Below are 12,885 nucleotides of genomic sequence, written 5' to 3'. Positions count from 1 at the left end.
CAGCCCCTCTATGAAAAAAAGCCAGAAAAGCATCTTTTTAAATGGGCGAGAGGGACTGGCCATGCATAGAGGCGGTCAGTGCCTTTTCCTGCCACGCGCAAAGCTTTAAAACAAAGAAAGGCAGCGAGGTGTAGGTCCATTTTTATCTTCATCGCTGGAATTATACTCCTTACCAAACTTCTAAATAAAATGTATAGCTGAGTAGTTACCTTATTTTTCAAAAAAACATTCTGACTATTTCTTTTTCACTTCTTCTACAAATTCCCATGTCTCTCCGTTATCTTTTGATTGATAAAGTGCACTACTATCGCCATTGTAGTCTCCATCTGCCCCTTGTCCAACTAACATATTAAAAACCCCATCTTTCTCATATGGCATACTAGGAGAATCAAAAGGGCTTATTGCGGACTGTGTATAATCTAATTTCACTTCATACGGCGGATATTCTACCTTTTTGAAAGATACCCCCCCATCATCTGTGCGATATAACTCTCCCTCATTACCAGAAGGTCTAACTGCTCCTAAAAACCCAAGTTTATCATTTATAAAAGTGATTCCTGCTACACTACCAATCCCCCTATTAAATGGGTCTGGATTAATAACCTCCCATGTTTCCCCTTCATCACTAGTCCTGCTTAATGAATAAAAGGCGCTCCCTAATGCTTTATCTATCATATTTAGTTTATAACCAACTTCTTTTGATAGGAAAAACTGTTCTTTTTCATTCTTTAAATCTTGTTGTTTCTTCTCTTTAAGCCTCTCTTCATTTGGAGGCGTCTTTGATTTACTCCAACTTGCGTCACATATTAAGTTATATCTAGCAGGTACTAGCTCTTTCTCTTTTCCAGGGACAAATATAGATACAGTATATCCAATGATTTCTGAAGCTGCTTCTTTAAGACTCTGCCCCTTACCATCCTCAGTAATATTAATAATTCCCTCTGTATTGGATCCCCAATTTCTTTTTCCATAATAAATCAACCCATACTTACTTTCATTCCACTTTCTAACCGTTTGCTTAATTGGAATCGCATTAACCGTTTTAATTAAAGGTTCTACTAATTTATCATCATCATAATCAGGCTTTGCATATCCGTCTCGTATTATAGTAATATCTTCTGATTTCTTATTATTATAAGAGATTAAATAAGTTTCTTCTTTCCCATAAACATTTTTCCCATAAACAAATGTATCAAACGCTGTGATTGTTCCATCTGAATGAAATGTAAGATCAAAATCAGTTGCCATATACAATTTCTTTGGCAAAGGATATTTTTTATTTATATCTTCAAAAATACCTTCTACTCCAGATTCATATATATTATTATGTTTAAGTTTAACTGATCTTTCATGTTTTAACCTTTCTATAAACCATGCCAATTTGCCATTATAATTTATTGCACTTTTATAAATCTGCATCCCATAAAATGATGAAATTGCAACAATAATGATAATAGAAACGGATCTCCATGCTATTGAATTAGTTAATTTTTTAGTTTCATATTCTCTATTTTTTATTACCCGGATTGTAGTAAATGTAGTCATGGATATAAAAAGTACTATACATAATAACAAAATATAAATATTATAATTCATCCTTCCGTACTTACAGTATAAGGCTAACTCATAACAAAAAATCCCGTATACAATTATTAGTATTGGATTTGTTACTAATGACAGAAGTATCCTTTTTGCATTTTCCTTAAATATAGAAATCACTCCTAATTACATGAATTACTGATATTAAGTATACTTTATTGTAAAGTAACAAAAAAGCTATTTAATCTTGCCGCCAAAAATACAATAGACATCCGTCTATGTAAATGGCAGATGTCTATTAAAGCCGTTTAAAAATTTAGTTGTTTCATAGACAATGGACTTTTGAGTGAATACTAAAGTTGCTTCATTTGAGAGCTAAATATTGAAAATGAACCCTCATATATTAATTCATTCCCCTCAATGATATTTATCTTTCAGATTTTGTTGATGCTTTGTATAAAAAAGATTCTAAAAAGGTAATTATAATTGAATTAGAGAAAACACGCGAAGGTTGGGAAATTAGTAAATCATAGATAAAAACGTCCTATATTTTAATAGGACGTTTTTTCTTCTATAAATAATATAGTTGAGATGTATTGTACTCATAATTATAAATGTTTTTTAATTATGGACATTATACAAGTCGACCAATTCTCCAATATCTAAAAAGGACGGTTTAACTACTTACTTATATCTATCTATAATTCACTAAACCTACTTCTCCTCATACCATGGGTTTAAATGAATTAGTACTTCATATATTTCTGGGTTCTGATTTATAATAGTAGTTTTTATATCCCTACAAATATCATGTCCTTGCTGAATGCTTAAATGTGCCGGAACACTAATTCTAATATCAATTAATACATAGTGACCATGATCACGTGCGCGCATTCTATCAATTCTTTTTACAAAAGGATGGGCCTGAATTACTCTCTTATATTCACTACATTTCTCGGTAGGAATACCACCTTCCATTAATATATATATTGCTTCTTTCCCCATACTAATCGCTAACTTTAATACGAAAAAGGAAACGATAATACCAGCTAAAGGATCCCCATAAGCTGCATATGGAATGGAATAGATATTGTTTATCAAAGCAATACCAATTCCAATTACAGCTGCAATTGAGGCATAAACATCAGCAAGATGATCATAAGCAGTTGCTATAAGCCCGTTGCTTCTTGTTTTTCGACCAATTCGTATTGTGTATACATATAAAATTTGCTTCCATATTAATGAAATAATCGCTGCTATAAAAGCAATTATATGGGGTTCTGTCGCTGGTTCAAATAATGACTTTATTGATTCATAAGCCATAAATAAAGCCGCTAAAATTAAAATCACAGCTACAATTCCTGATGATATAACTTCTGCTTTACCATGTCCATAAGGATGATCTTCATCAGCTGGCTGGTTTGAAATTTTCATTGATCCCAATGAGGCTACGGATGCTACAACATCGGCAGCATTATGAATCCCGTCGGCTAATAATACCTGACTTTTGAATAGTAAACCGACTATAATTTTGATGAGAGTCAGAAATATATTGCTAATTACACTAATCCATGCTGCCAATAAGGACGTTTTTTGGTTAGCATTCATAGTTATCCCCACCTTAACTTTACTCTTGTTTCAAAATATTATTGTTTAATTCAATTGTTTAGTTATAAGTCTATATCTCATCATTTTAATTTCTTTCATACATTACCAAATAATAAGTATGTGGGTCTATACAAACATTTTCTCCTATCAGTAAAGGTTAAAAGCATAACTTACTTTGTTCTTTTATCCTTATTTGTTATGAAGTGTAAAAAAGAGTGACACAAAATGCCATATGCCTTTTATTATTCCTTTTACGTTTAGTATTGGAGTTACTTTAACATCCTTAAAATAGTAATTATGATTGAATAAAAAGACGAGAGTTGGAAATTAGGAAATCATAGAAAAAACGATTTATAAGATGTAATATTGAACCTAAAATAATTAAAGATAAATAAGATATACTACACGATGACGCATGTTGTTTAACAATGTAGTTTTAAGGTGTATTATCCCTTTGCTTGATACACCTATTGTTTATGTTTTTTATCACCCTTTTATCATTACAAACATCAAAGCGACTAATGTGTTGCTTTGATGTTTGATGAAATGTCTTCAGGTATGATTTCTAATTCACTCTGCACATTAATCTTTACTCATCTGATCACAACAATTATTTTTACAGGTTGTCCATTTCACATAGCTGTAGCAAATACTATAAGATTAAAAGCATATAATTGAATATGAGTGTAAGCTGTATACATTATTTATCCTTCTTTTAACTTCTTGGAGATTTTCCATATGATTGAGTATCTCTATACGCTTTTCTTTAATGAATGTTAAATGATAAAACTTTCAATTTTATTACACTCTTTGTATGTTAGTTTTTAAACTTTAATTAAACCTTCATTTATTTAAGAATTTATAAATCAGTTGAAATATTTGCATCAAATTCATCTGATTTTTTAGTATCTATTTTTTCCCCATCTATTGTCACCCTTATTTCTTGTTTTTGGTTTGCTGTTACTATCCAAGCATTCGGTAAATAACGATCTTCATGGGATAATGTAGAAGGTGAATTTATAACCTTTCCTCCTAAATATAGCGTAGCAGAAGAACCTCCATCCATAGCCATTGCATTTATTGCTCCTTTTTCATATAGAATATCTTGACACTCTTTTAACGTAGCTCCTATGCTATGTGTCTGCCTACCGTCAATCACTAGAAACATTATTGTGCCATCTTCTTTTTGCGCCATAATACTTCGGGGAGCAGAGCCCCAACCACCGTCTCCTTCTGTAATCATTTTTTCTCCATTAACAATTAACTGTGGCATAAATCCTGCTGCTGAAACGACTTGTTTATCCAAAAGTTGTTGGGTAGAATAATTCCCTGTTATCATTTGTCCAAACTTTGTTAAGCCCGTAATAATTGTAGGGGTATTTTTATCTATATTTGTATCAATTGCTTTCCCATTTTCTATTACTATTCCAGTTGCAATATTTCCTCCACCCCTTCCTGTTTCATCGGCAAATCCACTTGCATTCACAGCAACAAGTGCATGATTACGTTTTGCCATTACGCTAATTTTTTCTCCTCTTTTATCGCCCTGTGTTCCTTGATGGCTAACAAGTTTAACATTGAAAGGGTTACTAATAGTGACTAATTTTCCTTCGAAAAGAAAGCGACTATCTTTGTTACTTTTAATCGTTTCTACGTCAATTTTTAATGGCTGATTTTTTAATTCTTCTAATCTTTTTCCTGCTATTTTTTTATAAATATTCTCATCACTATTTAACCATTTTGGATGATTAATTCTATCTTGTAATTTATCTAGTTCCTTTTGGGATAGGAATGTATATTTCGCATATTGTGGATGCTGAGAAGTTAGTATACTCCCAGCAATTGTTACACGAAAATCTCGGCCATAGTTAGTACCAAATAATATTCCTATGCCAATAAGCATGAAAATAGAAAGAAGAAGCAAAATTCGTTTGAAGATTTTTTTTAGATGTTTCATAGTTATATCCTCCGGCATTAATTACATTCAATGAATCCTTTAAAATATTATTTACCTAAAGACAAAAGTGTTTGTTCCCCTTATTCCCGAGTTCCCCACTATGTCTTAGCAAGCAAGGCAAAATACTTATTCTACATTTCTTATTTATTTCAGTGTATATTTACAAATTTAATAACGTTTTTGCAACCAAGAAATATATTACTAATCCTGTTCCGTCAACAAATGTTGTAATAAATGGACCAGAAACGACTGCAGGATCTAATTTAAATTTTCTCAAAATCAAAGGTAAAACAGCTGCGACAAGCGAAGCCCAAATAACAATAAATAATAAAGTGATTGCTACAACTTGTGCCACTTCTGTTCCAACCCCTAACATATAAGCACGAATGAGCCCAGCTACCCCAAGTGCAAGTCCGAGAAGCATGCCAATTGCAAATTCCTTTTTCATTACACGGAAAATGTCTTTAAATTTCACCTCTCCAATACCGATTGCACGAGTAATTGTTGCTACAACCTGTGTTCCTGTATTCCCTCCAGTACCTACTAATAATGGAACAAAGAAAGCAAGGGCAACTACTGTTTCAATTTCGTCTTCAAAATACTTTAGTACTGTACCTGTATATGCCTCAGCAACAAAAAGAAGCAATAACCATGGTAGGCGTTTAAAGAAAATGCTCCAAATACTAGATTCAAAGTAAGATTGATTTAATGGTTCACTTCCGCCTAACTTTTGGATATCTTCTGTAGCCTCTGCTTCCATAACATTCATTACGTCATCAAATGTTATAATACCAATCATTTCATTATTTGCTGTTGTTACGGGTATTGCTGCTAAATTATAATTCAGTAGCTTTTTTACAACTTCTTGCTGATCAACCTCAGCGGGTACTGAAATCACCTCTTGAATCATGATATTAGATAATATCTCTTCATCTGCTGCTAGTAATAATTCATGTATGGAAACGATTCCCTTAAGATAACCATGACTATCAAGAACATAAATATAAGAAATTGATTCTACATTTTCAGAATGTTCCCTAATGTACTTCAATGTCATTTTTACTGACCAATTCCCTCTAACTGCAACATAATCACTTGTGACAAGACTTCCTGCCGTTTCAGGTTTGAAAGCCATTAACTTTTTTACATTATGTTTTGTAATTTTATTTAGATACGCCATTAATTGAGCTTGTTTTTCCGGATGAACCGCTAGAAGTAGATCTACTGTTTCATCAATCGGTTGTAAATTTAGTAATTTTTTAGCTTTGTTTTCAGATAAGTGAATTAAGATATTATATTTTTCTTCTATACTCAAATGTTGAAGAATTTTTGAGCTTTTTAATACAGGAATCTTATCTAGTAATATGACTTGATCTTCAATTGAAAACCGTTTTATTTCTTGCGCAACATCATACGACGGATGACGTAAAACTTTATCTGCATCCAAATCATTTTGGGTTACAAGTAATTCATTTAATAATTTCTTCATGTTAACTCCTCCTCATATTGCTAAGGGAGACTCTAGAGTTTCATGAGTGGTTTTGTATTATTTTACCTGTCTAAATTTTGATTAGAGCATTAATAGTTACATTGCAATCAATTTATTATTTAGAACTACCTCCTTTTTGAATATAGACAAGATAAAAATAAATAACATTAAACAAAAAAAACCTTACTCAAAAAGGAGTAAAGGTTTTTTTACAATACAAATAAATGATTATTAAGACAGCTCTGCAAAAATCCCAGAGGTGTCCTTCTATCAAATCGTATACCACTCCCTCGTTGAGTTTTAGCACTGTATAGCATAGGTTTTTATAACCAGCTACATTAAAAAGGGCCTTAATCCGACCGTTCCTGTTGACCCATTGGCGTCTCTCGACATTTTTGGGCAGCAGCGTTTCTCTATACAGGAGCCTCACCTAACAAAGATTATTGAATTACTTCAAAATTTAAACCAGAATTTAATATTTGTCAACTAACTTTCGATTTGATTCATAAAAAATTCTTTTTTAGAGAAATGTAATTAGATTCTATTACAAATTTGAAATTCTGCTTAAAAGATATAAAATTTAAATACAATTAGTTCGAAAAAAAGTTATAAAACATATGAAATTTCGTATAAGAAACTTATTGTTTATAATTAATTTGTAACTTTATAGCAGAAGTTGCATCATTAATCATACCGTACTTCAAAAGAACATTCTTCAAAAAATCTTATTTTATGATTAAAATCTTCTTTACTGTTTATCAAATTTATATGGTTAAACTACTTAATCAAATTATACATTCCAAATCGCAAATATGTATCTATATGAGACAATTAAATACAATTTCTCATATCATTTCTCAAAGATTTATAAAGCAATAAAGAATATAAAGTTAGCAATACGTTACTTGACAGGCAAAAAAAAAGTATTTATGCTGGCTACACGAAACAAACACATAAAATTTATATTGCTAAACCTGTTAGGTGAGGCTCCTATACAAACACAGGCTATTGCCCAAAAATGTCGAAAGACGCCAATGGGTAGAACAGGAATTGTCGGATTAAGGCTCTTCTTAAGATAGCTAAGTAATGAATTTCCATTACTTTACGTTGTATAGTGCCAAAGCTCTACTAGGGGGAGAAAAGCTTTATTTAGTCATGCCATTTTCAAATCCCCCTAGTATGTAACTAGGGGGATTTTTACGTAAGAAAACAGGGTGTAAGCGATAGAATCTCTCAAAACAAAAATACTATTTATTAATTGGTGAGAACAAGATTCTATTCATTAGCAAATGTAATATTAAGTGTTAATGTAAATCAGGAGGATATAAAAATGAAAAAAATATTAAAACTCGATTATCTATTGCTCCTCCCTCTATTCATAACATGTACTTTAGGTATTATCATGATGTATAGCGCGAGCTCCATTGTAGCTGTTCAACATTACGGTTATAACAGTAGGCACTTTGTCGATTCTCAATTAACAAAGCTATTTTTAGGAACAATTGGGCTAATATTTTGTGCTATTCTCCCATATGAAATATGGAAAAAACGAATAGTCTCAACCTGTATTATGATTGGGGGGATTTTTTTGTTAATTATGGTTTTATGGAAAGGAAAGGTCGTAAATAATGCTCAATCTTGGATCTTTGGAATACAGCCAGCTGAATTTCTTAAATTAGGAACAATACTTGTAACAGCCCGTTTTTTTGCATTGCGACAAGGACCAGTTAAACAAACTTGGTTTGGGGGCGGAAAACTTTTATTTTTTTTAGCTACAATTTTTTTCCTAATCTATAAACAGCCAAACTTAGGATCTGCCCTTTTAATATTAGGTATAGGTTGTAGCATATTTCTTTGCTCGGGAATAAATATAAATCTATTAATTAAAAGAACTATACTCGGTTCTATTTTTTGGTTACCTATTTTATATTTTTTGATTCAATTTAGTTTGTCAGAAGTTCAAAAGACACGTATTACTACGATTCTCAATCCCTTTGTTGATGCACAAGGGAATGGATATCAGCTTGTAAATTCTTTTATTGCCATTGGCTCAGGAGGAATTATTGGACGTGGATTCGGAAATAGCATTCAAAAAACTGGTTATCTCCCAGAACCACATACTGATTTTATAATGGCAATCGTTTCTGAAGAATTAGGATTTATTGGTGTATTCATTATAATGACCGGAGTATTAGCTATAGTTCTTCGCTCACTAAAAATTGCACAGCTATGTGAAGATCCCTTTGGAAGTTTTATAGCAATTGGTATAGGCTGTATGATTGGTATGCAATCTGTTGTTAATTTAGGCGGTATTACGGGAATACTTCCTCTTACGGGTACCCCATTTCCATTTGTAAGTTTTGGTGGAAGTTCTTTAATGGTTAATTTAATAGCAATAGGAATACTACTTAATATTTCAATTTTCAATAAAATTAAGTTTGATAATCATAATATATGATTATCGATATAAAATTCTATTTTTAATGGATGAATTCTTTCTCGTTTTGGACAGACTGATTCCGTAAATCAATCTGTTGTTTTTTCATTAGAATTATTGCTAAACAATAAAATAAACACAGTAAAAAAAATATAACATTGTAAAAGTCCGTGGCAAGGGATGAAGCATTCACAATGGCTGAGAAAATATATATATAATTGGCTGGCCTCAATTCTTAAAATTCTCTTTATTATATAGATAAGCATAAAAATATTAGGAAGTTAATAGTAATATATATCAGATAGAAATTATTAAATCAAAAGAAAAAGCAATCATTGAAAATATAAAGCATTAAAGACAAGGCAAAAGATACACGAAACACCTCCTATTGTTAGACTGCCTACAAAAGCAAATAAAACCTGTTGTTTGGATTTATTTTCCTTTCATTTAGTTATTGTACTAGTAATTTATTCCATTCCAAAGATAGTGATGGCTACTATCATTCTTCTAGGAATACAGAATTATTAATGCATTCATTTTTGGATATTTATCAGTTCCAAGTTAACAATTCTAAATAAAATTACCCTTTAGGAAATTAAAGTGGAATGATATTTGCCAACAGGAAATTTTGCTAAGAAAGGACAGGGAATAAGACTATTGGTAGAGCTTTCACTGGAATTAATTGTGAGATTAACGTAAATTGCAAGAGTACGCTCGTAAAATTATGATATATATAAATCAAATCGGAGTGAATACGATATGAGAGCGGTCGCGAAAAAAGTAAAAATAATACGTTTGCAGGATGAATATTGTAAAAATTGTAAATATCAAACGGATGTAGAACAGTATTGTATTGAACAATGCGAAATAGGAAAAAAACTTATTACGCTGGGTAAAAAAGAATTTAGAAAGAGATTGACAAAAGTAAAAACGATAGAAGAAAAATGGGATGAGAAGTGCAAACAAGCAATAATTTTATATAATCAAGGAGTAAATTATCCAGATATTGCAAAGGAAATGGGGTGCCACGTGAGTAATTTGTATAAAGAGCTCAAAAAACGCGGATGGTTACAAATGTAAAGTCATGAAATAAATCCCCGAACAAGTTATACGATTGGAACATCCTTTGTATTTGATATGAACTGTATACTTGCTTATTTTCAGCAATTACAAAACAAACTATTTCATTTATATGTTCTAATTTTTGATTATCTAAAATTGGTATTTCACACCTTCTCATTTTTGAGGAAGGAGTCTTCTTTCGGAAAACGATAAAATTTTAACATTAAATTTCGGGGTTATAATTTCTAAAAAAAACACCCGTTCTGATTAAGGACGAGTGTTTTTCTTTTTAGGTTATCTGACAGGGGTAAACTTCCATGAGCTAGGTTTTTGTTTTTTTTCACCTAGTACAATCCAATTTTTCTTTGCATTTATATTCTCATAATTTAATGGATAGTCATCTGTAAAAATATTATATTCTGTAGGATTATCCAGGTTAATTTTAATTTTAAAATCAGCTAAACTATCAGATTTTTGAGCAAGGTGAATCCAACTAGAATAATTGGACCAATTTAAATATTGGAATTGGTCGTAATTTGAGTGCTTCATGCGAAGATATATACTCTCTCCGTGGTGTAGCTTTGCATCATTTTCTTTGTAGAATTCAAACTCTATAGGTGTACCAAATAAAGCATTGTTTTCTTTATTTGCAAGTGTGACATAATCGTAACGATTTGCTAAATACCATTCAAAAGTTAGACCTTGATAAGGAGATTCACTTGGTACGATATAATAGTTTTTCCCTGCTTCTATGACATTTCCTTCAATATCATAGATTAATGCAGTCTCTATACTTGGAGCTTTCACATTTTTAGTAAAAGTTTTAAACCAAAGATTTAAGAAACCTGCTGTATTACGCTGAGCTTCTCCTAAGCTCCGCTGCACAGCTGGGGTAACCATTTCTTGCCACAATTGTGCCTTACCACTATTATAATACTTAAATGTTTTATCATTAGTAATATTTTGGATTTCAGGTTTAGCTACTCTAGCTGCATAATCAATCCATTCTTCAGGTGTAGATAGAGAATTGTTATAATTCCCTCCAGTATTGACTGCAAATTGATTTTGAATGGTTGTAACATAATTTTCAAAGTAGCTATGATATTTTATAGCTCTCGTATCAATTGCGGTAAAATTTGCTGCATGCATAGGTTGAGTAGCATCTGTAAAGTAGTGCGTGGCTACTCCTAAGTAATAGAAAGCTTTTTCATAGTCCTTATTTCGTAAATGTTCTCCAGATTCATAAAAGTATTTCTTACCTTGTGTAAGAGCCGTTGGATTTGTTTCTCCTCTATAATTTTCTTTAGTATCAGGATCATAAAAATGAGATTTCCATCCGCCTTTAAAAACGCCACCTATTCCTGTACCACCATCGTTAAACTCTGCATTATAATCTGCATCATACAATCCTTTAGAAAATAAATCTTTATATTGTGGATAATTTAAAAAGTCCACAGCCTGCTTATTTGCTTCAATATTAGATTCTGTTTTCATAATTTCAATAGCTTGTTTTGCAATCCATAAATGTGTACTTTTATCAGAATGATACGGAGCTTCTGCAGACCATCTTGCAGTAATAGGATCATTCTCATTTAAATCAATTTGATCGAGATGAGCATAGCTACTTTGAGGACATACTCCTAAAATAGTTAAAGTCACTCCAGCTATACATAGTGTTGATACGATTTTTTTCATTTTATATCCCTTTCTAAATATAAAGATTCTTATGCGGACATTCATCTTAATAACCACAGTTAAATAGCTCTAATAAAAGAGCAATGAGCAAAGGCTAACTGCTTAATTTTTGTCTTAAAGGAATACCACCACACATCGATCAAATTAAAAGTTTTAAATTGATCCTAAACAATAATTTTCCTTCTCTACCTCTAGTTATATATAAAAGCACGTCTTATTTAAACATATTTTTTTATGTAATTTTGCATATCCAAATATAGGGGATGAAATAACCTTCCATATATAAATGGATAGCATGTTCCATCCCTTCATGTTTCTTCCCACACTTACGAGGACAACCCCGCTGTCCCCCTTTTTTAACAATGTCTAATCCGACTCTTTGCTTTTCTTTCAATAACTCTCGTTCCCATTCAGCAACACCTTCAATAATATGAAGGAGCATTTTTCCAGTTGCTATTCTTGTATCAAAATTATAATCCAGACTAACTATATGAACATTTCGCTTTTCCAAGTTTTCAGCGAGTTCTAACATGTGTTTTAAATTTTTAGCTAATCGATTCATCCGAGCTTCAACAACTATATCTTTGGGTTCCACCACACACCTATCAAGCTAAGAAAATATAACTACTCCCAGAACTAGATTTTGTCCTGATATGTAATAAAAAGCTCTTTTTTCATTTTGGGATTGATTTGTTTTCTTAAGTTAATGGGCATGTGGTACTACCCCACATCCATCAACTTAAGGTATATTTTTATACAAAATGCGGTCTTTCCATATAGTTTTTTATTATCTTTTATAGATTTTATAAAAGTAGGCATATCAAATAAACCCTGACGGGTTTTAATTTTTTTACTATGCTACCTGATGAGTAGAAGTGGTATACTCATAAATAACACCCAAAATATCAAAGACTGTCTTTTTCTCGTATCGATGAGATTTTCGTCCGTTGTGCTGTAGGAGGTTAAACAGACGAAGGAGAACCTTTGATAGCTCTTGGGTGTTTTTGTGTAATGCTTGATGAAAAAGTAAAAAATAATCCTTAATTATGTACATCGCTTTATATTCACTTAGCTCTTTCTGTTTCTTACGTAACAGGA

The 12,885-nt window shown here is 31.7% G+C and carries 8 protein-coding genes, 2 pseudogenes and 2 riboswitches; of the genes and pseudogenes, 3 read left to right on the top strand and 7 right to left on the bottom strand.

Annotated features, from left to right (window positions below; genetic code table 11):
- Positions 1-234: 234 nt before the first annotated feature.
- Positions 235-1,719, bottom strand: a complete 1,485-nt coding sequence (locus JDS95_RS23400; protein ID WP_085449924.1) for a WD40/YVTN/BNR-like repeat-containing protein — start codon at positions 1,717-1,719, stop codon at positions 235-237.
- Positions 1,720-1,982: 263 nt separating this feature from the next.
- On the opposite strand from JDS95_RS23400, the pseudogene JDS95_RS32180 reads away from it, so the two are divergent.
- Positions 1,983-2,072 (top strand): annotated as a pseudogene (locus JDS95_RS32180) (DUF4878 domain-containing protein); the annotation flags it as partial.
- Positions 2,073-2,253: 181 nt separating this feature from the next.
- Here JDS95_RS32180 and JDS95_RS23395 read toward each other — a convergent pair.
- The 3 genes from JDS95_RS23395 to mgtE all read right to left on the bottom strand — a co-directional run bounded on the left by JDS95_RS23395 (position 2,254) and on the right by mgtE (position 6,593).
- Entirely contained in the window at positions 2,254-3,147 is an 894-nt protein-coding gene (locus JDS95_RS23395; protein WP_000993338.1) for a cation diffusion facilitator family transporter, read from the bottom strand.
- Between the two features lie 859 nt (positions 3,148-4,006).
- The gene (locus JDS95_RS23390) at positions 4,007-5,104 is read right to left on the bottom strand and encodes a phosphodiester glycosidase family protein (protein WP_000681581.1); all 1,098 of its coding nucleotides are present in this window, start codon (positions 5,102-5,104) and stop codon (positions 4,007-4,009) included.
- A 160-nt stretch (positions 5,105-5,264) separates the two neighbouring features.
- Entirely contained in the window at positions 5,265-6,593 is a 1,329-nt protein-coding gene (gene mgtE, locus JDS95_RS23385; RefSeq protein ID WP_000735191.1) for a magnesium transporter, read from the bottom strand.
- Positions 6,594-6,870: 277 nt separating this feature from the next.
- Positions 6,871-7,038: riboswitch (M-box (ykoK) riboswitch) on the bottom strand.
- A gap of 521 nt (positions 7,039-7,559) precedes the next feature.
- Positions 7,560-7,736: riboswitch (M-box (ykoK) riboswitch) on the top strand.
- 187 nt (positions 7,737-7,923) lie between these two features.
- Between mgtE and JDS95_RS23380 the strand changes: the two genes are divergently transcribed.
- Both JDS95_RS23380 and JDS95_RS23375 read left to right on the top strand, forming a co-directional pair.
- Complete coding sequence (locus JDS95_RS23380) at positions 7,924-9,051, top strand: FtsW/RodA/SpoVE family cell cycle protein (RefSeq protein WP_000722108.1); 1,128 nt, start codon at positions 7,924-7,926, stop codon at positions 9,049-9,051.
- 738 nt (positions 9,052-9,789) lie between these two features.
- Positions 9,790-10,110: a helix-turn-helix domain-containing protein gene (locus tag JDS95_RS23375; RefSeq protein ID WP_001202919.1), complete on the top strand. Its 321-nt coding sequence runs from the start codon at positions 9,790-9,792 to the stop codon at positions 10,108-10,110.
- Positions 10,111-10,386: 276 nt separating this feature from the next.
- Here the strand turns inward: JDS95_RS23375 and JDS95_RS23370 are convergent, their stop codons facing one another.
- The 3 genes and pseudogenes from JDS95_RS23370 to JDS95_RS23360 form a co-directional block, all read right to left on the bottom strand.
- Complete coding sequence (locus JDS95_RS23370; RefSeq protein ID WP_144467147.1) at positions 10,387-11,787, bottom strand: zinc dependent phospholipase C family protein; 1,401 nt, start codon at positions 11,785-11,787, stop codon at positions 10,387-10,389.
- 232 nt (positions 11,788-12,019) lie between these two features.
- Positions 12,020-12,385 (bottom strand): recombinase family protein, encoded by a 366-nt coding sequence (locus JDS95_RS23365; RefSeq protein WP_307837996.1) that lies wholly within the window; start codon positions 12,383-12,385, stop codon positions 12,020-12,022.
- Positions 12,386-12,640: 255 nt separating this feature from the next.
- Positions 12,641-12,885: pseudogene (locus JDS95_RS23360) on the bottom strand (IS4 family transposase); the annotation flags it as partial.

Origin of the sequence: Bacillus cereus group sp. N24 (genome assembly GCF_016483345.1) — a bacterium.
GTDB classification, from domain to species: domain Bacteria; phylum Bacillota; class Bacilli; order Bacillales; family Bacillaceae_G; genus Bacillus_A; species Bacillus_A toyonensis.
This window is presented reverse-complemented; position numbering and strand designations above follow the sequence as displayed.